Genomic DNA, 21,677 nt, shown 5'->3' with positions numbered 1-21,677 from the left:
CCTTCGGGGCCAGCGGGGCCGCGCGGGGGGGTTCCCGCGGGCGCCGCCGTTTTCCGAAGCCGTTCGGACCCGGTGTCCTGGCGTGGCCTCAGGCCTTCCGGGCCCGCGTCGTCCTCTTCGCGGGTGCGGCCTTCTCCGTCGCCGTGTTGTCGGCGGTCGTCGTGGCGGCCGCGGCCGTCTTCCGCGCCGTGGCCCTGGCCGCGACCGTCTTCTTGACCGCTGCCTTGCGGGGGGCCTTCACCGGTGCGGCGTCGCTGACGCGGTCGGCGCCGAGGATCTCCCGCAGGAACTTCCCGGTGTGGCTGGCCGGCACCCCGGCGATCTCCTCCGGCGTGCCCTCGGCGACGACCAGGCCGCCGCCGGCGCCGCCCTCGGGGCCCATGTCGACGACCCAGTCGGCGGTCTTGATCACGTCGAGGTTGTGCTCGATGACGATGACCGTGTTGCCCTTGTCGACCAGGCCCGAGAGGACGGTCAGGAGCTTGCTGATGTCCTCGAAGTGGAGGCCCGTCGTCGGCTCGTCCAGGACGTAGACCGTACGGCCGGTGGACCGGCGCTGGAGCTCGCTGGCGAGCTTCACCCGCTGGGCCTCACCACCGGAGAGGGTGGTGGCGGACTGGCCGAGCCGGACGTAGCCGAGGCCGACGTCCTTGAGCGTGTTGAGGTGGCGGGCGATCGCCGGGACGGCCTCGAAGAATTCGGTCGCCTCCTCGATCGGCATGTTCAGCACGTCGGCGATGGACTTGCCCTTGTAGTGGACCTCCAGGGTCTCCCGGTTGTAGCGGGCGCCGTGGCAGACCTCGCACGGGACGTAGACGTCCGGGAGGAAGTTCATCTCGATCTTGATCGTGCCGTCGCCCGCGCAGTTCTCGCAGCGGCCGCCCTTGACGTTGAAGGAGAAGCGTCCCGGCATGTAGCCGCGGACCTTCGCCTCGGTGGTCTCGGCGAACAGCTTGCGGACGTGGTCGAAGACGCCGGTGTAGGTGGCGGGGTTGGAACGCGGGGTGCGGCCGATGGGCGACTGGTCGACATGCACCACCTTGTCGACGAGGTCGTCTCCGTCCACCCGCGTGTGCCGTCCCGGCACGTTCCGGGCGCCGTTGAGCTCGCGGGCCAGGTGGGTGTACAGGATGTCGTTGACCAGAGTGGACTTGCCGGAGCCGGAGACACCGGTGACCGCGGTGAACACGCCCAGCGGGAAGGACACGTCGATGTCCTGGAGGTTGTTCTCGCGGGCGCCGTGCACCGTGAGCCGCCGGGAGGGGTCCAGGGGGCGGCGGACGTCCGGCAGCGGGATGGACTTCTTGCCGGACAGGTACTGCCCGGTCTGCGACTCGGCGTTGGCCAGGAGTTCCTTCAGGGAGCCGCTGTGCACGACCTTGCCGCCGTGCTCGCCGGCGCCGGGGCCGATGTCCACGACCCAGTCGGCGACCTTGATGGTGTCCTCGTCGTGCTCGACGACGATGAGCGTGTTGCCCATGTCGCGCAGCCGGACCAGGGTCTCGATCAGCCGGTGATTGTCGCGCTGGTGCAGGCCGATCGACGGCTCGTCGAGGACGTAGAGGACGCCGACGAGTCCGGAGCCGATCTGGGTGGCCAGGCGGATGCGCTGGGCCTCGCCGCCGGAGAGCGTGCCGGCCGCGCGGTTGAGGGAGAGGTAGTCGAGGCCGACGTCGACCAGGAAGCGCAGCCGTTCGTTGACCTCCTTCAGGACGCGCTCGGCGATCTTCTTGTCGCGGGCGGTGAGCTTCAGCTCGCCCAGGAAGTCCGCGCAGTCGCTGATGGACATGCCGGAGACCTCGGCGATGGACTTCCCCATGATCGTGACCGCGAGGACGATCGGCTTGAGGCGGGTGCCCGCGCAGACCGGGCAGGGCACCTCACGCATGTAGCCCTCGAAGCGCTCCCGGCTGGCGTCGCTCTCGGACTCGCTGTGCCGGCGCTTCACGAACGGGACGGCGCCCTCGAAGGGAGTCGTGTAGACACGCTCGCGCCCGTACCTGTTCCGGTACCGGACCTCGATCTGCGTCTTGTGGCCGTGCAGGAGGGCCTTCTTCGCGCGCTGGGGCAGGCCCGCGAAGGGGATGTCCGTCCGGAATCCCAGCGCGTCCGCGAGGGCGCCGATGAGGCGGCCGAAGTAGTCCTTGGTGTGGCCGTGCGACCAGGGGTGGATGGCGCCCTCGTCGAGGGACTTGTCCTCGTCGGGGACGATCAGCTCGGGGTCGACCTCCATGCGCGTGCCGATGCCGGTGCACTCGGGGCAGGCGCCGAAGGGCGAGTTGAAGGAGAAGGAACGGGGCTCCAGCTCCTCGAAGGACAGGTCGTCGTACGGGCAGTACAGGTGCTCCGAGTACATGCGCTCGCGCTCGGGGTCGCCCTCGGGAAGGTCGACGAAGTCGAGCACGACCATGCCGCCGGAGAGGCCGAGGGCGGTCTCCACGGAGTCGGTGAGCCGGCGCTTGGCGCCGTCCTTCACGGTGAGGCGGTCGACGACCACCTCGATGGTGTGCTTCTCCTGCTTCTTCAGCGTGGGCGGGTCGGAGAGCTGGATCGTCTCGCCGTCCACCCGCGCGCGGGAGTAGCCCTTGGTCTGGAGGTCGGCGAAGAGGTCGACGAACTCGCCCTTGCGCTCGCGCACCAGCGGCGACAGCACCTGGAAGCGGCTCCCCTCCGGCAGCTCCAGGACCTTGTCGACGATGGCCTGCGGCGACTGGCGCGAGATGGGGCGGCCGCACTCGGGACAGTGCGGCTTGCCGATACGCGCGAAGAGCAGCCGCAGGTAGTCGTAGACCTCGGTGATGGTGCCGACCGTGGAGCGCGGGTTGCGGGAGGTCGACTTCTGGTCGATGGAGACGGCCGGGGAGAGACCTTCGATGAAGTCCACGTCCGGCTTGTCCATCTGGCCGAGGAACTGGCGGGCGTACGAGGAGAGCGACTCCACGTAGCGGCGCTGGCCCTCGGCGAAGATGGTGTCGAAGGCCAGCGAGGACTTGCCCGACCCCGACAGGCCCGTGAAGACGATGAGCGAGTCGCGCGGCAGGTCGAGCGAGACATTCTTGAGGTTGTGCTCGCGCGCGCCACGGACGATGAGACGGTCGGCCACGCCGGTCCGCACCTTTCTTGAGAGAAGTGACAGGGGCGGGGCCCCCGTCTTTTTCAGACTAGGGGGAGCCACTGACAACGCCGGTCGGATTCACCGGTTGACAACAATCCCCAACCATCCAGCATGCCCGACGCCGCCACCGACCATATAGCACGTGCATTCGATTTTGGGCCGCGGTCCGCCACCTTCACCCGAAGGGGTGGCGGCGCTAGGGTCAGCAGCATGATTGATCACGCTCATGACCTGGTGTCTGTACGTGACGCGACGGAGCGGCTGCTCACCGCAGCCGGCGAGCTGGACGACGCGTCGGTGACCGAGCCGTCCCGCCTGCCCGGCTGGAGCCGCGGCCATGTCCTCGCCCATCTCGCCCGCAACGCGGACGCCCTCGTGAACGTCCTCGAGGGCCGTCCCATGTACGCCGGCCCCGAGGTCCGGGACGCCGACATCGACCGGGACGCGCCGCGCCCGCTCGACGTCCAGCTCACCGACCTCCGGGCCGGCGCGGCCCGCTTCCAGCTGGCCGGGGCCGCACCCGCCGACTGGTCGCGCACCGTGGAACTGCGGAACGGCGTCGTCGACACGGCGGCCCGGGTTCCCTTCCGGCGCTGGGTGGAGGTCGAGCTGCACCACGTCGATCTCGGGATCGGATACGAGCTGGAGGACCTTCCGGCGGAGTTCACCGAGCGGGAGACCGACTTCCTCGCGGAGCGCTTCGCAGGCCACCCCGAGGTGCCTGCGACCCTCCTGACGGACGGCGCACGCGCGTGGCGCACGGGTCGCAAGGCGGACGCTCCGGAGGTGACCGTCACGGGGCCCGGCGCCGACCTCCTGGGCTGGCTCGCCGGGCGCCGCGACGCAGCCGGCCTGACCGTGGCCGGCGGGCCGCTGCCGGCCCTGCCTCCGCTATAGGCTGACGGCCATGACGTACAGCGGAGAGGTGACGGTCGGCGGACCGGCGGACGTGCACGAGCTCAAGGACCTGATGATCACCAAGATCGCGGTCGGCCCGATGAACAACAACGCCTATCTGCTGCGCTGCCGTGCCACGGACGAGCAGCTGCTGATCGACGCGGCGAACGACGCGCAGGCACTGCTCGGGACGATCGGTGACGACGGCATCGCGTCCGTCGTCACCACGCACCGGCACGGCGACCACTGGCAGGCGCTCGCGGACGTCGTGGCGGCCACGGGTGCGCGGACGTACGCCGGCCGGGAGGACGCCGAGGGCATCCCCGTGCCGACCGACGTCCTGGTCGACGACGGGGACGTCGTCCGCGTGGGGCACGTGGAGCTCACCGCGCGGCATCTGGTCGGGCACACGCCGGGCTCGATCGCGCTCGTCTACGACGACCCGCACGGGCATCCGCACGTGTTCACCGGCGACTGCCTCTTCCCGGGCGGCGTGGGCAACACCCGCAAGGACCCGGAGGCGTTCGCCCGTCTGATCCACGACGTCGAGACGAAGGTCTTCGACGTGCTGCCGGACGAGACCTGGGTCTACCCCGGGCACGGCAACGACACCACGCTGGGCGCCGAGCGGCCGCACCTTCCGGAGTGGCACGCGCGCGGGTGGTGAATTAGCAGTGAGGGGGGCGCGCGTTTCCGAACGCGCGCCCCGTGTGAATCGCGCGCACACTCCAATGCCTCGCGCGCGCTCCCCACACACGTTGTTGCGCGGTCAACTGGTCGTAGCACCGCGCGGGATGACGGCTCCGGCGCGGATTGGGCCGCCGGTCTTCGATCCCCGCCCTCGGCCGGCGGCCCAGGCTGACCGCGGCAGCCCTGTTCACGAGAATGCAACACCCGTTCCCACTATGCGGACAAATGCCGGTGTGACGTGGACAAACAGGGATTTCGCTGCCACTCTCCCGCCATGCATCTCGCCCCTCGTGTTCAGCGCCGCGTCGTCGCCGGCGCCACCGTCGCCCTCCTCGCGACCGCGGTCGGCTGCGCTCCGCAGCCCGAGGCCGACGCGTCCGCCAAGTCCTCGGCCTCGACCGGAACATCGTGCGCCAAGGGCAAGCTGACGACCAAGACTTCGGGCAAGCTGACGATCGCCACCGACGAGCCCGCGTACGAGCCGTGGTTCAAGGACGACAAGCCGTCCAACGGCGAAGGCTTCGAGTCGGCCGTGGCGTACGCCGTGGCCGAGCGGCTCGGCTACGGCAAGAGTGCCGTCGTCTGGCAGAGCGTGCCGTTCAACAAGGCGTTCGCACCCGGCGAGAAGACCTTCGACTTCGACATCAACCAGGTGTCCATCAGCGCCGAGCGCAAGAAGGCCGTGGACTTCTCGTCCGGCTACTACGACGTGCGCCAGGCCGTCATCGCGCTGAAGGACTCCAAGGCCGCGAAGGCGACGAGCATCGCGGACCTCAAGGGCCTCAAGCTGGGCGCCCAGGTCGGCACGACGAGCCTCGACTACATCGACGACGTGGTGAAGCCGACCCGGCAGGCGGCGGTGTACGCGAAGAACGACCAGGCCAAGTCCGCGCTGAAGAACGGCCAGGTCGACGCCATCGTGGTCGACCTGCCGACCGCCTTCTACATCACCGCCGCCGAGGTGACCGACGCCGAGATCGTCGGCCAGTTCGAGAACCAGAGTGGCACGCCGGAGCAGTTCGGCCTCGTGCTCGACAAGGGCAGCGCGCTCACCTCGTGCGTGACGGGCGCCGTGGACGCCCTCCGCAAGGACGGCACCCTGGCGAAGATCGAGCAGCAGTGGCTCTCCGACGCCGTCGACGCCCCGGTGCTCAAGTGACGGTCACCAAGGAGGAGTCCGGCCAGGAAGGCTCGGACGACAAGGGTGACATGGCCGGGGGTGGCGCCGGCGACGCGTACGTCCCGTCGCGACGGCGCCTCGAGCGTGAGCGCTACAAGCGCACCCGGGCCCGCCGGGCGACGGCGATCGCCGCACTTTCGACGCTGGTCACGGCCGTCGTCCTCTACCTGGTCGTGGTCAGCGCGCCCGGCTGGCCGCGCACCAAGGAGACGTTCTTCAACGGGCAGTACGCGCGCGAGGCGTTCCCCAAGGTCCTGGAGGGACTCTGGCTGAACGTCCGGCTGCTGCTGATCTGCGGCGCCGCCGTGCTGGTCCTCGGCATGCTCATCGCCGTGGCGCGCACGCTGCGCGGCCCGGTGTTCTTCCCGGTACGGGCACTGGCGGCGGCGTACACGGACTTCTTCCGCGGACTGCCGCTGATCATCAACCTGATGATCGTGGTCCTGGGTGTCCCGGCGCTGCGCCTGCAGGGCGTGACGGTCGACCCGGTGTGGCTGGGCGGCACGGCGCTGACGCTCACGTACTCGGCGTACGTCGCCGAGGTGTTCCGCGCCGGCATCGAGTCCGTGCACCCCTCGCAGCGCGCCGCGGCCCGCTCACTGGGCCTGTCCAACCGGCAGGCACTGCGGTACGTCGTGCTCCCCCAGGCGGTGCGCCGGCAGGTGCCGCCGCTGCTGAACGACCTGGTGTCCCTGCAGAAGGACACCGGCCTGGTGTCGATCGGCGGCGCGATCGACGCCGTACGCGCGGCGGACATCATCGTCGGCCGCAGCCTCAACTACACGCCGTACATCGTGGCGGGGCTGGTCTTCGTCGCCCTGACCATTCCGATGACCCGTTTCACGGACTGGGTGACGGCCCGGATGGACCGTCAGCGGGCACAGGGAGGAACGACATGAGCGACGCGCCGGTGCTGCGGATGGAGTCCGTCCGCAAGACGTTCGGCGGCTCGGTCGTCCTGCGGGACGTCGACCTGGAGGTCGCCCCGCACACGGTGACCGCGCTGATCGGCGCCTCCGGGTCGGGCAAGTCCACCCTGCTGCGCTGCGCCAACCTCCTGGAGGACATCGACGACGGCGCGATCTGGCTGGACGGCGAGGAGATCACCGACCCGCGCGCCGACCAGGACGCGGTTCGGCGCCGGATCGGGGTGGTGTTCCAGGCGTACAACCTGTTCCCCCACATGACCGTGCTGGAGAACATCACGCTCGCCCCGCGCCGGGTGCACGGCGTCTCGCGTGCCGAGGCGGAGGAACGGGCCGGCGAACTCCTGGAACGGCTCGGCCTGGCCGGAAAGGCCGGCGAGTACCCCGACCGGCTCAGCGGCGGCCAGCAGCAGCGCGTGGCGATCGTCCGGGCCCTCGCCGTGCGTCCCCGGCTGCTGCTCCTCGACGAGATCACCGCGGCGCTCGACCCGGAGCTGGTGGGTGAGGTCCTGAACGTCGTACGCGACCTCAAGGGCGACGGTCTGACGATGGTGCTGGCCACGCACGAGATGGGCTTCGCGCGCGAGGTCGCCGACCAGGTCTGTTTTCTGGACGGAGGGGTGGTGCTGGAGCGCGGCACCGCCGAGCAGGTCTTCGGCGAGCCGCAAGCGGAACGTACCCGGCGCTTCCTGCGGCGGATCGTGGAAGCGGGACGTCTGTAACCAGGCGTGTGCCGGGAGGCCGGTGCTGCCTACGCGTCGGCCTTCCCCGTTCCGGCGAGCGCGGCGACACGCTCCACACCGAACACGTACCCCTGCACTCCGCAGCCCGCGATCACCCCGTCGGCCCGCAGGGAGACGTACGAGTGGTGCCGGAAGGACTCGCGCTGGTGGATGTTGGAGATGTGGACCTCCAGCACCGGAAGGCCGTCGCAGGTGTTGAGCGCGTCCAGGATCGCGACCGAGGTGTGCGAGTAGGCGCCGGGGTTGATCACGATGCCGCAGTGGTGCAGGCGCGCCTCGTGGATCCAGTCGACCAGTTCGCCCTCGTGGTTGGACTGCCGGAAGTCCACCGTGCCGCCGTGCGCGGCCGCCGCCTTCACGCACATCGCCTCGACGTCGGCGAGCGTGTCGGATCCGTAGATCTCCGGCTGCCGCTGCCCCAGGAGGTTCAGGTTGGGGCCGTTGAGGATCATGATCGGGGCGCTGGCCAGGGTGCGGGGCACGGTTCCTCCGGATCTGTTCGGGGCGGCCCGTCGGGGACCGCCGCTCAGACCTGGTTTATCACCCGGCGCGTCCCCGGCACTGGCTGACCCGTCCGTCACCCCCGCGCGCCCCCGTAACCGGCTGTCACCGTGGGTAGTTGACGCGACATGCACCACGTACGCACCGTAAGGGCGCCCTCCATGCCGCGGCTCGCGGCCGCCTCGCTCGCCGGGACGGCCATCGAGTTCTACGACTTCTTCGTCTACGGGACAGCGGCCGCGCTGGTCCTGGGGCCGCTGTTCTTCCCGACGTTCTCGCCGCTGGCGGGGACACTGGCCGCGTTCGGGACGTTCGGCGTGGGTTTCGTGGCACGGCCGCTGGGGTCGGTGCTCTTCGGACATGTCGGGGACCGGCACGGGCGGCGGCCGGTCCTCGTCGTCTCCCTGTTGCTGACCGGGGCGTCGACGGTCGCGGTCGGCTGTGTGCCGGCCTACGACACGATCGGGGTGGCCGCACCCCTGCTGCTCCTCGGTCTGCGCTTCCTGCAGGGGCTGGGGCTGGGCGGGGAGTGGGGCGGTGCGGTGCTGCTCACCGCCGAGCACGCGCCCCCCGGCCGGCGCGGACTGTGGTCGAGCTTCCCGCAGATCGGGCCCGCGGTGGGGTTCGTGCTCGCCAACGGGGTGATGCTGGTGCTGTCGGCGACGCTGACGGAGGCACAGTTCACCCAGTGGGGGTGGCGGGTGCCGTTCTGGGCGGCCGGGGCACTGGCCCTGCTCGGGTTGTGGCTCAGGTCGTCGCTCCCGGAGAGCCCCCGGTTCCTGGAGATCGACGAGCCCGCGCGCGTGCCGCTCGCGGAGGTCGTGCGCGACCACTGGCGGCTGGTCCTGCTGACCGCCGGGGCGCTCTCCGTCGGATACGCGATCTTCTACACGGTCACGACCTGGTCCCTGGCGTACGCGACCGAGCGGCTCGGAGTGAGCCGTACCGTCATGCTGACCTGCATCATGGCCGCGGTGGTGGTGAAAGGAGCGCTGACTCCGGTGGCGGCGGTGCTCGGTGACCGTTTCGGACGCCGGCCGCTGTGTCTCGTGGGGTGCGCGGCGGCCACGCTGTGGATGGTCCCGATGGTGGCGCTGCTGGCCACGGGTGCGCCGCTGCCGATGTTCCTGGGCTTCCTGGGGGCACTGGTCGCGTTCGTCACGATGTTCGGTGTGATCGGGGCGTATCTGCCGGAACTGTACGAGCCACGTGTGCGCTGCACGGGCGCTGCGGTCGGCTACAACCTCGGCGGTGTCCTCGGCGGCGCGCTCACCCCGATCGTGGCGACGGCGCTGGCGGAGCAGGCGGGCCGGGTGCCGTGGGGGGTGGGCGTGTATCTGACGGGGATCGCCCTGCTCAGCCTGGGCTGCTTCGCGCTGCTGCCGGAGACCCGGCCGGTACCGGTGTCCGCCGTGCGTGCCGTCATGGACTGATCGCCGGTTCCGGGTGGGCCGCGACCAGCACGAGAGGCACCCCGCCCCGCAGAGGAAGCGCCGGGAGCGGCGGTCGGCGATTCGCCGACCGCCGCTCCCGGGGGCGTTCCCACGTCGGCCGTGGTCAGGCCTCGATGCTGTCCTTCGGAGCGCCTTCGCCCCTGGTCTGCGCCGCCTCGGCCGCCGCCTGCTTCTTCGAGGCCCGCAGGCTGGTGATCGTCGTGACGATCAGGACGGAGCAGATGACGCCGAGCGAGACCGGAATGCTGATCTCGGGGACGTGGACCCCCGATTCGTGCAGCGCGTGCAGCACCAGCTTCACGCCGATGAAGCCCAGGATGACCGACAGGCCGTAGCTGAGGTGGACCAGCTTCTTCAGCAGCCCGCCGATGAGGAAGTACAGCTGCCTGAGACCCATCAGGGCGAAGGCGTTGGCGGTGAACACGATGTACGGGTCCTGCGTGAGACCGAAGATCGCGGGGATGGAGTCGAGGGCGAAGAGCACGTCGGTGGTACCGATGGCGAGCATCACGACGAGCATCGGGGTCATGACCCGCTTGCCGTTCTGCGCGATCCACAGCTTGGTGCCGTGGTAGCGGTCGGCCACCCCGAACCTGCGCTCGACCGCCTTGAGCAGCTTGTTCTCCTCGAATTCCTCGTCCTCCTCGTCGGCCCGGGCCTCCTGGATGAGCTTCCAGGCCGTCCAGATGAGGAAGGCGCCGAAGAGGTAGAACACCCAGGAGAAACTGGCGAGGATCGCGGCACCCGCGGCGATGAAGATCGCCCGCAGGACCAGGGCTATGAGGACGCCGATCAGCAGGACCCGCTGCTGGTACTGCGACGGGACCGCGAACTTCGCCATGATCAGGACGAAGACGAAGAGGTTGTCGACGCTGAGCGACTTCTCGGTGATGAAGCCCGCGAAGAACTCTCCGGCGGGCTCTCCGCCGGAGAAGACGAACAGGCCGAGGCCGAAGAGCCCGGCCAGCGCGATCCAGACGACGGTCCAGATCCCGGCTTCCTTGATCGACACGTCGTGCGGTTTGCGGCCGATGAAGAAATCGACCGCGATCAGAGCGGCCAGGCCGACGATGGTCAGAACCCACAGGTTCACGGAAACATCCACTGCGCCTCCGGCAGTACGTAACGGCAGGTGATCAGCGTCGTCGCGCTGCCGGAGGTCTCTTCCACCCCGGGCCCCGGCGCGCAGAGCGCGTGGAGCCACACGGGCCGACGCCCCGGGATCTGGCCTGATCCGTATTGACGGGTACGCCGCAGCAGACAGGGAGTACTCCCCTCCGTACGGAAAACAGTACCCCAATCACCAAGGGAAGGTAAAGCGATTGGCAAAAGAAGGATCAAATTCCCTGGTCAGGATGGCTTTGCGTGTACTTGGTGCGAGCTGTCGCGACCTGGGCGAGCACCTGCTGGAGCACCTCGCTGCCGGCGGGCACGAGCGCCGGTTCGTACGTCCAGGCATGCCCCACCCACGGGTCCGCGAGGTGGTCCTCCGGCACCGGAGTCAGCCGGAGCAGCCCCCGCCACAGCGGATCCAGCAACGGACCGTAACCGGCCGCGTCCTCCCGGTCGGCCACCAGCATCAGATGGACGCCGACGGACGGGCCTTCGTCCGCGAGGTAACGCAGCTGGTTCACGGCACGGTCGTCGAAGCCGTGCGGGAAGTCGTTCACGACCAGGAGTTGCTGGGAGGTGTCGAAGCCGGGCGGGAGCGAGTCGGCCGCGCCGCCGCGCACCGCCATCTGCACCAGGTCGACACGCTGGGTGAGCCGCCCCAGGACATCCGCCACGCCCGCGGCACCGACGGCCGGCGGGGCCGCGAGCACCCCGCCGCGCACGAGCGGCGAGAGCGCCTGGGCGCCCGAGCCGGCCGGGTCGATGACATGGACACTGAACTCGCCCGCCGGATGGACCGCCAGCAGCCGCGCCGTGTGCGCCACGGCCGACACCAGTGCGAGGTGACGCAGCTCGTGGGAGTCGGCGTACCAGTCGCCGGAGGCCTCCGCGCGGCCGCTGTCGATCCAGAGCCCGCGCTCGAGTGGCAGGCGGACCAGCATCGGAATGCTCAGCGGGTCGCTCTCGGGCAGCCGGAGGACACCCAGGCGCAGGGCCATGGGCATCTCCATGGGTACGCGGTAGGCGTGCCAGACGGGGTTGCCCCAGTCGGCGTACGCCGGGGGCAGCGCCGGTTCGACGACCGCGACCTCGGCGGTGAGCTGGGCGAGATCCCGCTCCAGCGCCTCCCGGGCCTGGTCGACGAGCTGGCCGTGTCTGGTCTGGGCCGCCTCCCGGGCCGCGTCGCCCTGGCCGCCGACCCGGCTGCGCGGGTCGGACAGGACCTGGTCGAGTTCCTTCTCCAGCCGTGTGTCGGCGAAGTCCACGGCGCTGCGGTACGCGGCCGTGGTGCGCGCCAGGTCCTCGAACATGCCCCAGACCTGGTTGTAGAGCCGTTCCTCCATGGACCAGCCGGTCGCGTCGCCCGCGACGGGCGGGGCGGGCTGCCCGGGCTGGGCCGGGGGCGCGGTGGGCGGAGGCGGCGGTGGAGCGGCGTGCTGCCGCCGACGAGGGTGGACGTAGTCGATCGGACCGCCGGCGGAAGGCGGAGGCGACGCTGCGGGCGATGCCGGCCCGGGGGCGGCGGAGGGGTCGGTCGACGCGGGACCCGGGGCTGCGGAACCGGCCGCTGCGCCGCCCGTCGGCACGGGATCCGTGGGTGTTGCGCCGGTCTGCGGGCTCTGGCCCGGCCCGTAGGGGCCGGCGACACCCTGCGTTCCGTACGGGGAGGCGCTCTGGTCCGGGCCGAGGGTGGAGGCCGCCGCCTGTCGGGAGCGGTCGCCGTCGGCCGTGCGCGGTGGCGGGGCCGGTACCGAGCGGGCCAGGCCCTGGGCCACGGCCTCGTTGATTGCTGCGGCGAGCTGGTGGGCCTGCGGCAGGCCCTGGTCGGTGAGGAGTTCACCGAGGCCGCCCGCGTACCCCTGGCCCACGGCCCGTACCTTCCAGGCGCCCTGGCGCCGGTACAGCTCCAGGGCGACGACGGCCGACTCGGCACTGAGGCCGGTGATGGTGTACGTGGCGACCTCGGTGCCGTCGAGGCCGGTGACCGCGAGGCAAGGGGCCGGGACGGAGCCGAAGCTGACCGGCCCTGCGGGCTGCGGCGGCAGGGAGAGCAGAACGCTGACCCGGTGCACCGTGGCCGGCATGGCGTCCAGGTCCACGGCGAGACGGTGGTCGGCGGCCGCCTGCCGGGAGACCTCGATGCCGGGCAGCGTGGGAGAGCCCGGGTGAACCACCCATTCGACGCCCTGCGCCCTGCCGGTCTCGTCGCTGAGCGTGGCCGCGGCCACGACCGGCGTGCCGGCCGAGACCCTGACCTCGAGGCGGACCCGGGAGAGCGGGTGGTTCTGCCCCCGCACCAGCTCGGCCGTCATCGCCTTTCGTCCCCCTGCGTCGCGTGTGATGTTCTCGGGTGCCGCTCGCCCGGGGTGGCCTACAGCGCCGGCAGGATCGCGGGCATCAGGTCCTGGAAGGTTCGGCCGTTGGCCGGAGCGCCGAGGGCCGTCAGTGTCCAGCCCGCACCCGACCGGTGCACCTTGGCCATGATCTGCGCCGTGTAGTTGCCGCCGCCCGCGAGCGTGTAGCGCGCGAGCTCCTGGCCGTTGGTCTCGTCGACCAGCCGGCAGAAGGCGTTCTGCACCTCCTGGAAGGTCTGGCCCGTGAAGGAGTTCACGGTGAAGACGATCTGGTCGATGTGGACCGGGACGCGTGCCAGGTCGACGAGGATCGCCTCGTCGTCGCCGCCCTGGCCGACGCCGCCGACGAGGTTGTCCCCGGTGTGCCGGACGGAGCCGTCGTCGCTCACCAGGTGACGGAAGAAGACGACGTCGACGGGCTGCTTGTCCGCGAACAGCACGGCGGAGGCGTCGAGGTCGATCTCCCGGGTGCGGGAGCCGAACAGGCCGCGGCGGGGGGCCGCCTGCCAGCCGAGACCCATGCGCACCGCGGTCAGGCTGCCCCCGTCGTTCTTCTGCAGACTGATGGCCTGACCCTTGGTCATGTTGACGGTCACGGGTGGTTTCCCCTCTCGAACTGTCCCCTGTTGCCGCGGAGTCCGCGGATGCCGAAAACCCTACGCAAGGGCACTGACGGTGCCGTACCCGGGCACGCACTTTGTGTCGGTCTTGCAACACAGTGCGTGCGCTGTCCGGGCACGGCCGCCGCACGGGTCCGTCAGGCCAGACCCGCCTCCTTCATCTGACGCAGTTCCTTCTTCATCTCGGACACCTCGTCGCGCAGCCGGGCGGCGACCTCGAACTGCAGGTCCGCGGCGGCGGCCCGCATGCGCTCCGTCATCTCCTCGATCTGCTCGGAGAGTTCGGCGGCGGGGCGGTCGGTGGGAACCGTCGCCCCGGCCTTGCCCCTGGTGGCCTTCGCCTTCGCTCCCTTGGCCGCCTTGTCCCCGAGGGACGGCACCGGAGCCTTGGTGCCCCGCCCGTCCTTCTTGGCGCGGTAGCCGCTGCCGAGCAGCTGCTCGGTGTCGACCTCCTCGCGGGCGATCTGCGCGACGATGTCGTTGATCTTCTTGCGGAGCGGCTGGGGGTCGATGCCGTTCGCCTTGTTGTAGGCGACCTGCTTCTCGCGGCGGCGGTTGGTCTCCTCGATGGCCCGCTCCATCGCCGGGGTGATCTTGTCGGCGTACATGTGGACCTGGCCGGAGACGTTGCGCGCCGCGCGGCCGATGGTCTGGATCAGCGAGGTGCCGGAGCGCAGGAAGCCCTCTTTGTCGGCGTCGAGGATCGCCACCAGGGACACCTCGGGCAGGTCGAGACCCTCACGCAGCAGGTTGATGCCGACCAGTACGTCGAACTCGCCGCTGCGCAGCTCGCGCAGCAGCTCGATGCGGCGCAGGGTGTCGACGTCGCTGTGGAGGTAGCGCACCTGGATGCCCAGTTCGAGGAAGTAGTCCGTGAGGTCCTCGGCCATCTTCTTCGTCAGGGTGGTGACGAGGACGCGCTCGTCCTTCTCGGTGCGCAGACGGATCTCGTGCACCAGGTCGTCGATCTGGCCCTCGGTCGGCTTGACGACGACCTCCGGGTCGATGAGGCCGGTGGGGCGGATGATCTGCTCGACGACGCCGTCGCCGCGCGAGAGCTCGTACTTGCCGGGGGTCGCCGACAGGTAGACGGTCTGGCCGACACGCTCCTGGAACTCCTCCCACTTCAGGGGGCGGTTGTCGAGGGCGGAGGGCAGGCGGAAGCCGTGGTCGACGAGGGTGCGCTTGCGGGAGGCGTCTCCCTCGTACATGGCGCCGATCTGCGGGACGGTGTTGTGGGACTCGTCGATGACGAGCAGGAAGTCGTCCGGGAAGTAGTCGAGCAGGGTGTTCGGCGGGGAGCCGGGCAGGCGGCCGTCGAAGTGCATCGAGTAGTTCTCCACGCCGGAGCAGGAGCCGATCTGGCGGAGCATCTCGATGTCGTAGGTGGTGCGCATGCGCAGGCGCTGGGCCTCCAGCAGCTTGCCCTGCTTCTCCAGCTCCGCCAGGCGCTCCCCCAGCTCCTTCTCGATGTCGTTGACGGCCCGCTCCATGCGCTCGGGGCCGGCGACGTAGTGGGAGGCCGGGAAGACGTACAGCTGCTGGTCGTCACTGATGATCTCGCCGGTGAGCGGGTGCAGGGTGGACAGGGCCTCGATCTCGTCACCGAACATCTCGATGCGGACGGCGAGCTCCTCGTAGACCGGGAAGATCTCGACGGTGTCGCCGCGCACCCGGAAGGTGCCGCGGGTGAAGGCCAGGTCGTTGCGCGTGTACTGGATGTCCACGAAGCGGCGCAGCAGCTGGTCGCGGTCGATCTCGTCGCCGACACGGAGGGGGACCATGCGGTCCACGTACTCCTGGGGGGTGCCGAGGCCGTAGATGCAGGAGACCGAGGCGACCACGACGACGTCCCGCCGGGTGAGCAGCGAGTTGGTCGCGGAGTGGCGCAGGCGCTCGACCTCCTCGTTGATCGAGGAGTCCTTCTCGATGTAGGTGTCCGACTGCGGGACGTAGGCCTCTGGCTGGTAGTAGTCGTAGTACGAGACGAAGTACTCGACCGCGTTGTTCGGCAGCAGTTCCCGGAACTCGTTCGCCAGCTGGGCGGCCAGGGTCTTGTTGGGGGCCATCACCAGAGTGGGCCGCTGGAGTTTCTCGATCATCCACGCGGTGGTGGCGGACTTGCCGGTGCCGGTCGCGCCGAGGAGGACGACGTCCTTCTCGCCGCCTTCGATGCGCTTGGCCAGCTCGGCGATGGCCGCCGGCTGGTCACCGCTGGGCTGGTAGGGGCTGACGACCTCGAAGGGCGCCACCGTGCGTTCGATGTGGGAAACGGGCCGCATGCCATCCACCGTACGGCCACCCACTGACAACCGGGTCGGATCAGCGCTCTCGCGGGGGCCGGCCCGGTTCCCCGGGCCGGGCGGGGGCGGAGATCAGCGGTTCTGCGGGGCGCGGGCCTCGCGGTGCGTCACCTTCCGGCGGGGCCTGATCTGGAGCCGGCGCGACACGTGGTGGACGGGCTCATGGGCCGGGACGCCGGGCTTGTGCTCGACGGGGGTCCAGTCCGGCTTGCCCATGACCATCAGCGGGTCGAACATCACGACGACACCCGCGAGACAGAGGAAGGCGAGGGGGCCGATCAGCATCGGCGCGAGGAGCGCGGCGGGCGAGTCACCGGCCGGCGAGTCGCCGGTGGCGTGCAGATGGACGCTCAGGGCCGCCATGCCCGTGTAGTGCATGCCGGTGACCGCCAGTCCCATGACGAGGCTCGCGCCCACGCTCCACAGGAAGCCCCTGACCTGTCCGGCGGCCCAGAGGGCCGCGGTGGCGGCTGCCATGGCTATGGCGACGGAGATGGAGACGGTGAGCGTGTTGTACTGCAGCTGCCCGTTGAACCGCATCCCGGCCATGCCCAGGTAGTGCATCGACGCGATGCCCAGGCCGGTGATGGTTCCCCCGGTGAACAGCGCGGTGCCGGTGGCGCCCTTGTAGCCGACGATGAAGATCCCCACGCCCACCATGACGATGGCGACGCCGAGGCTGGCGTACGTCGTCGGTTTGTCGTAGTGGATGGGGGCGCCGGAGACCGTGAAGCCCATCATCGCGATGAAGTGCATGGTCCAGATGCCGGAGCCGATCGCCGCCGAGCCGAGGGCGAGCCATCCGGGGCGCCAGGAGTGGGCGACGAGCAGGGCTCTGGTGGTGCAGCGCAGGCCGAGGGCACCGCCGAGGCAGGCCATGAAGTAGGCCACCAGCGGTGTGACGAGTCCGTAGCTGAATCCGTCGACCGTGCCTTGCATGCGCGGTTGCCCTTCCGCCCTGTTGTGTCGGTTCTTCCCTGATGAGCCCCTCCCGAGGACCGCGTAAGAGCGGTCAAGGCTGAGAGAGAGTATGACTGCCACCGGAATGGTCGAACGATTTTCCGGCAAAGAAACACGCTCTTGCCCCACATGTGCGGCAGCGGTGAGCGGCATCGATCATCTCCCTTTCATTGTGTGGTCGTCCCGTACCCCTCCGTCGTTGACTCTGTGCTGTCACAGTTGAGCCGTACGTGACCACCGGACGCGAGGAGTTCGTAATGCACGCGCGCGCAGTTGCCGCCACGACCACCGCGCTGCTGGGCACGGTCGCCCTTCTGCTCCCCGTCCACGACGCGCGCGCGGGCATCACCGCACGGCCTGCGGTGATCGCCCACCGGGGCGCCTCCGCCGCAGCACCGGAGAACACCCTGGCCGCGGTCGACAGGGCCGCGGCCCTGGGTGTCGGCTGGGTGGAGAACGACGTCCAGCGCACCCGGGACGGCGAGCTCGTGGTGATCCACGACGACAGTCTCCGTCGCACGACGAACGTCGAGGACATCTTCCCGGACCGGGCTCCGTGGAAGGTGAAGGACTTCACCGCGGCCGAGATCGCCCTGCTGGACGCGGGGAGCTGGTTCGGCGCCGCGTACACGGGCGCACGCGTGCCGACGCTCGAGCAGTACGTCGAGCGGGTGGAGGGCAACCACCAGAAACTGCTTCTGGAGATCAAGAACCCCGAGCTGTACCCGGGGATCGAACAGGAGACCCTCAAGCTCCTGGGCAACGAGGACTGGCTCGACCGGTCGCATCTCACCGGCCGGCTGGTCGTGCAGAGCTTCAGCGCCGGCAGTCTGCGCACCGTCCACGACCTGAAGCCGGGGGTGCGCACCGGCCTCCTCGGCACTCCGGCCCGGTCGGAGCTGGCCCGGTACGCGAGCTACACGGACCTGATCAATCCTTCCCACACCGGACTCTCCCGAAGTTATGTGGACGCCGTGCACGCGCTGACCGGACCGCACGGCACGCGGATGAAGGTCTTCGCCTGGACCGTCGACGACGCTCCCACCGCCAGGGCCGTCGCCGGGTACGGCGTGGACGGCGTGATCACGAACCGGCCCGACGTGGTGCGGCAGGCCCTGGGCTGTCCCTGACCCGCGAAATCCGGGCTCTCCCCGGGCCTTGTCAGTGGCAGGCCGTACGGTGGGTCGCATGAGCACCCACGGGCACAGCGAGCAGCCGGTCGTGTGGACGGTCGTCGGCACGGAGATCGGTCCGCTGTTGCTGGCCGCGACCCGCGAGGGCCTGGTCAACGTCGTGTTCCACGCGACCGACGCGGTGCGTGACCGGGCGCTGGGCAGGCTCGCGGAGAGGCTGGGCGTGGAGCCCGTCGAGGCACCCGATTCCCCGCTGCTCGCGGAGGCGGTACGTCAGGTCGACGCCTACTTCGCCGGTGATCGCCGTGCCTTCGAGCTGCCGCTGGACTGGTCGCTGATCTCGGGCTTCAACCGCCAGGTGCTGCGTGAGCTGGCCTCCGGTGTGCCGTTCGGCGCGGTCGTCGGCTACGGCGACCTGGCCGAGCGGGTCGGGCAGCCGGGGGCCGCGCAGGCGGTGGGGGCGGCCATGGGTGCCAATCCCCTGCCGGTCGTCGTGCCCTGTCACCGGGTGGTCGAGCGCGATGGCGGCATCGGCGGTTTCGGGGGCGGTCTGGAGACCAAGCGGAAGCTGCTCGCGCTGGAGGGGGTCCTGCCCGAACCGCTGTTCTGAGGGCTGCCGCGCGCTCGGCACCGGGGGCCGTGTCGAGGGCGCGGGGTTTGGCGGGGCGCACCGCCCGCCAGAGATGAGGGGGAGACGCGAGAACAGGAGGCTGGCCGTGGTGCTGGTGATGTCGGAAGAGGTGCGGGAGGCGGTCGACGCGCGTCGACCCGTGGTGGCCCTGGAGTCCACGATCATCGCGCACGGGCTGCCGCGGCCGCGCAACCTGCAGGTGGCGCGGGAACTGGAGGAGGTCGTCCGCGCGGAGGGTGCCGTCCCGGCGACGATCGCCGTGCTGGACGGACGGCCGCATGTCGGCCTGGACAAGGACCAGCTGGAGCGGGTCGCCAACGAGGACGGGATCCGCAAGCTGGGCCACCGGGACCTGCCCCTCGCCGTGGCCTCGGGAGTGAGCGGGGCGACCACGGTGTCGGCGACGGCGCTGCTGGCGGCGCTGGCGGGTGTGCGCGTCTTCGCCACGGGCGGGCTCGGCGGGGTGCACCGGGAGTGGACGGTGAGTCAGGACGAGTCCGCCGACCTGGGGCTGCTGGCGCGCACCCGCATCACGGTGGTCTGCGCGGGGGTGAAGTCGATCCTGGACGTGCCGGCGACCCTGCAGCGGCTGGAGACGCTGGGCGTGGCCGTCGCCGGTTACGGCACGGACCGCTTCCCGGGCTTCTACCTGTCCGACTCGGGGCATCCGGTGGACTGGACGCTCGAGACGCCCGGGCAGGTGGCCGCCGTGATGCGGGCGCAGGACGCCGTGGGCGGGCCGGAGTCGGCGCTGATCGTCGCCAATCCTGTGCCCGAGGCGGAACAGCTGGATCCCGGGCTGCACGCGCGCGTGCTCACCGACGCGCTGCAGGCCTGCGAGGAAGCGGGCGTCACCGGGCAGGGGGTCACGCCGTTCCTCCTCGACTACCTGGTCCGGCACACCGACGGCGCTTCCCTGAGCGCCAACCTGGCGGCGGTGCGCGGCAACGTACGGCTGGCGGCACGGATCGCGGCGGCGTGGGCCGGGGTGTGACCGGGCAGCCGGGCGGGGCGAGGGCCGAGGTTCCGGGGGCCGGGGCGGCGCCGGGCGGGGCGCTGCTCGTCGTCGGGGACGTCGTGACGGACGTCGTCGCACGGCATCGGGGGCCGCTCGCGTCGGGGACGGACACGGCTGCCGTGATCCGGACCCTGCCGGGCGGCGCGGGTGCCAACGTGGCGTGCTGGGCGGCCCATTGGGGGTGCGCCGACGTACGGCTGCTCGGCCGGGTGGGCTCGGACGCCGCGGACTGGCACGAGCGGGAGCTGCGCGCGGCCGGAGTGCGGCCCCGGCTCGTCGTGGATCCGCAGGCCGCGACCGGGACGGTGATCTGTCTGGTCGACGCGGGCGCAGCGGCCGAGCGTACGTTCCTCACCGACAGCGGGGCCTCGCTGCGGTTCGAACCGGGCGACTGGTCGGACGCCTTCCTGGAGGGGGTGGGCCGACTGCATCTGTCCGGCTACCTGCTGTTCTCGGGGCCGGGGCGCGCGCTGGTGCGGACGGCGGTGGCGGCGGCACGCGCGTGTGGGGTGCCGGTGAGCCTCGATCCGGCCTCGGCCGGCTTCCTCGCGGAGCTGGGCGCCGACCGTTTCCTGGCTCTCGTCGAGGGGGTGGACGTACTGCTGCCCAGCCGTGACGAGGCGTGTCTGCTCACCGGGGCGCCCGACGGCGCTCGCGCGGCGGCCGAACTGAGCCGGCGTGTTCCGCTGGTGGTGGCCAAACAGGGCGCGGACGGCGCGTTGGTCGCCCGGAGCGGCTCGGTGCTCGCCCGTGTCCCCGCCGAGGCGGCGACGCCCCGGGACACGACAGGCGCCGGTGACGCCTTCACGGGCGCGTTCCTCGCCGCCCTGCTCTCGGGCGCGGAGGCCGCGGCCGCGGCGGCCGAGGGGTGCCGGGCGGGGGCCCGGGCGGTGGAACGCGTGGGAGCCCGGCCGCCCATACCCGACTGCGGACCGGCACCGACGCCGGACAGGGCAGGGGTCGGCTGATGCGGAGGGGACTGCGCGCGGGCCGCCTCAGGCACCGGTCGCGTCCTGGGACCACGGGAGAACAGTGCTGTCCCGTCCCGCCGCCTCTCTCGTCCCGACCCCTCTCACCCCTTCCGTCCCCAGGCCGAGATCATCGGTGCCGTGGCCAGGTCCATGCTGCCGGAGGCGACGTTGGCCAGGTGGCGGTCGATCTCCGCGTCGGTGGCGAGGCCCGCGGTGACGAGATCGCCGCGGATCTGGCGGACCGTCGCCGATTCCAGGGCCGCGCACGCGGGTGACGTGACCGGGAAGTAGGCGTCGGCCTCGACGCGGCGCAGTCCGGCCTCGCGAAGCAGCCGCGGGATTTTCCGGCCGTAGGAGAGGTCTGCTCCCCGGTCGGCGAGGAGTTCGCGGAAGCCGTGTCGCAGACGGTTCGCGAGCTGCTCCTCGGGGCCGTGCTCGTCGGGGCAGAGCAGGGGCTGCAGAGCGGGGTCGGCGTCCTCGATCAGGAGGCGTCCGCCGGGCCGCAGCGCCTTGATCATGGAGCGCAAAGCCCGCTCCCGGTCGGGGACATGGACCAGGACGAGCCGGGCGTGCACCAGGTCGAAGCCCTCCGCGGGCGGTTCCTCGGCACCGACGTCATGGACGCGCACCTCGACGGGCGGCCGGGCGGCCGGGGCCAGCCGCGAGGTGTCGATGTCGGTCGCGACGACCTTGCCGGTGGGACCGACCTTCTTCGCGAGCCAGGCGACCACGGACGTGCCACCGGCCCCGACCTCCCAGCAGCGCCAGCCGGGACCGACGCCGAACCCTTCGAGGTGGCGGAACGTCGTGGGGTCGAAAAGGGTGGCGAAGGCGTCGAAGCTCTCCGCCGCCTCGCTCTGCTGGTTGTCGAGAAGGTACCCGTCGGCTCGTGTCATGTGGTGATCATCCCAGCTGTCCGGCTCGTGAGAGGCGGTCGACACCGCCGGAAATCGGTATCACCGGCTCCCCGAAGTCCCCTTGTCCACAGGCGGGAACAAAACGGAATAGTGCCTTTCCACAGGCTTACCCACCGCATGCACGAGCCTGGCAGACTGGCGCGGAGGGTGC

At 70.8% G+C, this 21,677-nt stretch carries 18 protein-coding genes; 10 read left to right on the top strand and 8 right to left on the bottom strand.

The features are described from left to right. Window positions 1–88: 88 nt before the first annotated feature. Window positions 89–3,103: an excinuclease ABC subunit UvrA gene (gene uvrA / locus ABT057_RS27665; protein WP_352346307.1), complete on the bottom strand. Its 3,015-nt coding sequence runs from the start codon at window positions 3,101–3,103 to the stop codon at window positions 89–91. 222 nt (window positions 3,104–3,325) lie between these two features. Here uvrA and ABT057_RS27660 point away from each other — a divergent pair, with 222 nt between their 5' ends. From ABT057_RS27660 to ABT057_RS27640, 5 genes are all read left to right on the top strand, one after another. Further along, window positions 3,326–4,012 (top strand): maleylpyruvate isomerase family mycothiol-dependent enzyme, encoded by a 687-nt coding sequence (locus ABT057_RS27660; protein ID WP_352346306.1) that lies wholly within the window; start codon window positions 3,326–3,328, stop codon window positions 4,010–4,012. A 10-nt stretch (window positions 4,013–4,022) separates the two neighbouring features. Beyond that, window positions 4,023–4,679 carry an MBL fold metallo-hydrolase gene (locus ABT057_RS27655; RefSeq protein ID WP_352346305.1) on the top strand — a complete coding sequence of 219 codons (657 nt, stop codon included), beginning with the start codon at window positions 4,023–4,025 and terminating at the stop codon, window positions 4,677–4,679. Between the two features lie 297 nt (window positions 4,680–4,976). Beyond that, the gene (locus tag ABT057_RS27650; protein ID WP_352346304.1) at window positions 4,977–5,861 is read left to right on the top strand and encodes an ABC transporter substrate-binding protein; all 885 of its coding nucleotides are present in this window, start codon (window positions 4,977–4,979) and stop codon (window positions 5,859–5,861) included. Further along, window positions 5,858–6,781, top strand: coding sequence for an amino acid ABC transporter permease (locus tag ABT057_RS27645; protein WP_352346303.1), 924 nt, complete (start codon window positions 5,858–5,860; stop codon window positions 6,779–6,781). Before ABT057_RS27650 ends, ABT057_RS27645 begins: the two co-directional genes overlap by 4 nt. Beyond that, a complete protein-coding gene (locus ABT057_RS27640) occupies window positions 6,778–7,530 on the top strand; it encodes an amino acid ABC transporter ATP-binding protein (protein ID WP_352346302.1) in 753 nt (250 codons plus the stop codon). The genes ABT057_RS27645 and ABT057_RS27640 overlap by 4 nt, the downstream gene beginning before the upstream one ends. 29 nt (window positions 7,531–7,559) lie before the next feature. On the opposite strand, the gene aroQ is transcribed toward ABT057_RS27640, so the two are convergent. Then, the gene (aroQ, locus tag ABT057_RS27635) at window positions 7,560–8,033 is read right to left on the bottom strand and encodes a type II 3-dehydroquinate dehydratase (RefSeq protein ID WP_352346301.1); all 474 of its coding nucleotides are present in this window, start codon (window positions 8,031–8,033) and stop codon (window positions 7,560–7,562) included. 180 nt (window positions 8,034–8,213) lie between these two features. On the opposite strand from aroQ, the gene ABT057_RS27630 reads away from it, so the two are divergent. After that, window positions 8,214–9,485: an MFS transporter gene (locus ABT057_RS27630; RefSeq protein WP_352346300.1), complete on the top strand. Its 1,272-nt coding sequence runs from the start codon at window positions 8,214–8,216 to the stop codon at window positions 9,483–9,485. A 124-nt stretch (window positions 9,486–9,609) separates the two neighbouring features. Here ABT057_RS27630 and ABT057_RS27625 read toward each other — a convergent pair whose 3' ends face one another. The 5 genes from ABT057_RS27625 to ABT057_RS27605 all read right to left on the bottom strand — a co-directional run bounded on the left by ABT057_RS27625 (window position 9,610) and on the right by ABT057_RS27605 (window position 16,835). Continuing rightward, on the bottom strand, window positions 9,610–10,611 hold the full coding sequence (locus ABT057_RS27625; protein ID WP_352346299.1) for a TerC family protein: 1,002 nt from the start codon (window positions 10,609–10,611) through the stop codon (window positions 9,610–9,612). Between the two features lie 232 nt (window positions 10,612–10,843). Further along, window positions 10,844–12,931 carry a TerD family protein gene (locus ABT057_RS27620; protein WP_352346298.1) on the bottom strand — a complete coding sequence of 696 codons (2,088 nt, stop codon included), beginning with the start codon at window positions 12,929–12,931 and terminating at the stop codon, window positions 10,844–10,846. Between the two features lie 59 nt (window positions 12,932–12,990). After that, complete coding sequence (locus tag ABT057_RS27615) at window positions 12,991–13,569, bottom strand: TerD family protein (protein WP_352346297.1); 579 nt, start codon at window positions 13,567–13,569, stop codon at window positions 12,991–12,993. A gap of 161 nt (window positions 13,570–13,730) precedes the next feature. Then, the gene (gene uvrB, locus ABT057_RS27610) at window positions 13,731–15,875 is read right to left on the bottom strand and encodes an excinuclease ABC subunit UvrB (RefSeq protein ID WP_352346296.1); all 2,145 of its coding nucleotides are present in this window, start codon (window positions 15,873–15,875) and stop codon (window positions 13,731–13,733) included. Between the two features lie 93 nt (window positions 15,876–15,968). Further along, the gene (locus ABT057_RS27605; protein WP_352346295.1) at window positions 15,969–16,835 is read right to left on the bottom strand and encodes an MHYT domain-containing protein; all 867 of its coding nucleotides are present in this window, start codon (window positions 16,833–16,835) and stop codon (window positions 15,969–15,971) included. Window positions 16,836–17,113: 278 nt separating this feature from the next. On the opposite strand from ABT057_RS27605, the gene ABT057_RS27600 reads away from it, so the two are divergent. The 4 genes from ABT057_RS27600 to ABT057_RS27585 all read left to right on the top strand — a co-directional run bounded on the left by ABT057_RS27600 (window position 17,114) and on the right by ABT057_RS27585 (window position 20,606). Next, window positions 17,114–17,986, top strand: a complete 873-nt coding sequence (locus tag ABT057_RS27600; protein ID WP_352346294.1) for a glycerophosphodiester phosphodiesterase — start codon at window positions 17,114–17,116, stop codon at window positions 17,984–17,986. A 58-nt stretch (window positions 17,987–18,044) separates the two neighbouring features. Then, entirely contained in the window at window positions 18,045–18,599 is a 555-nt protein-coding gene (locus tag ABT057_RS27595; RefSeq protein ID WP_352346293.1) for a methylated-DNA--[protein]-cysteine S-methyltransferase, read from the top strand. Window positions 18,600–18,708: 109 nt separating this feature from the next. Next, the gene (locus tag ABT057_RS27590) at window positions 18,709–19,614 is read left to right on the top strand and encodes a pseudouridine-5'-phosphate glycosidase (RefSeq protein WP_352346314.1); all 906 of its coding nucleotides are present in this window, start codon (window positions 18,709–18,711) and stop codon (window positions 19,612–19,614) included. Then, window positions 19,611–20,606, top strand: a complete 996-nt coding sequence (locus ABT057_RS27585) for a carbohydrate kinase family protein (protein WP_352346292.1) — start codon at window positions 19,611–19,613, stop codon at window positions 20,604–20,606. The genes ABT057_RS27590 and ABT057_RS27585 overlap by 4 nt, the downstream gene beginning before the upstream one ends. A 104-nt stretch (window positions 20,607–20,710) precedes the next feature. Here ABT057_RS27585 and ABT057_RS27580 read toward each other — a convergent pair whose 3' ends face one another. Then, window positions 20,711–21,505 carry a methyltransferase gene (locus tag ABT057_RS27580; protein WP_352346291.1) on the bottom strand — a complete coding sequence of 265 codons (795 nt, stop codon included), beginning with the start codon at window positions 21,503–21,505 and terminating at the stop codon, window positions 20,711–20,713. Between the last annotated feature and the right edge of the window lie 172 nt (window positions 21,506–21,677).

It is taken from the genome of Streptomyces sp. NPDC002588, assembly GCF_040295925.1.
In the GTDB taxonomy this organism is placed as follows: domain Bacteria; phylum Actinomycetota; class Actinomycetes; order Streptomycetales; family Streptomycetaceae; genus Streptomyces.
This window is presented reverse-complemented; position numbering and strand designations above follow the sequence as displayed.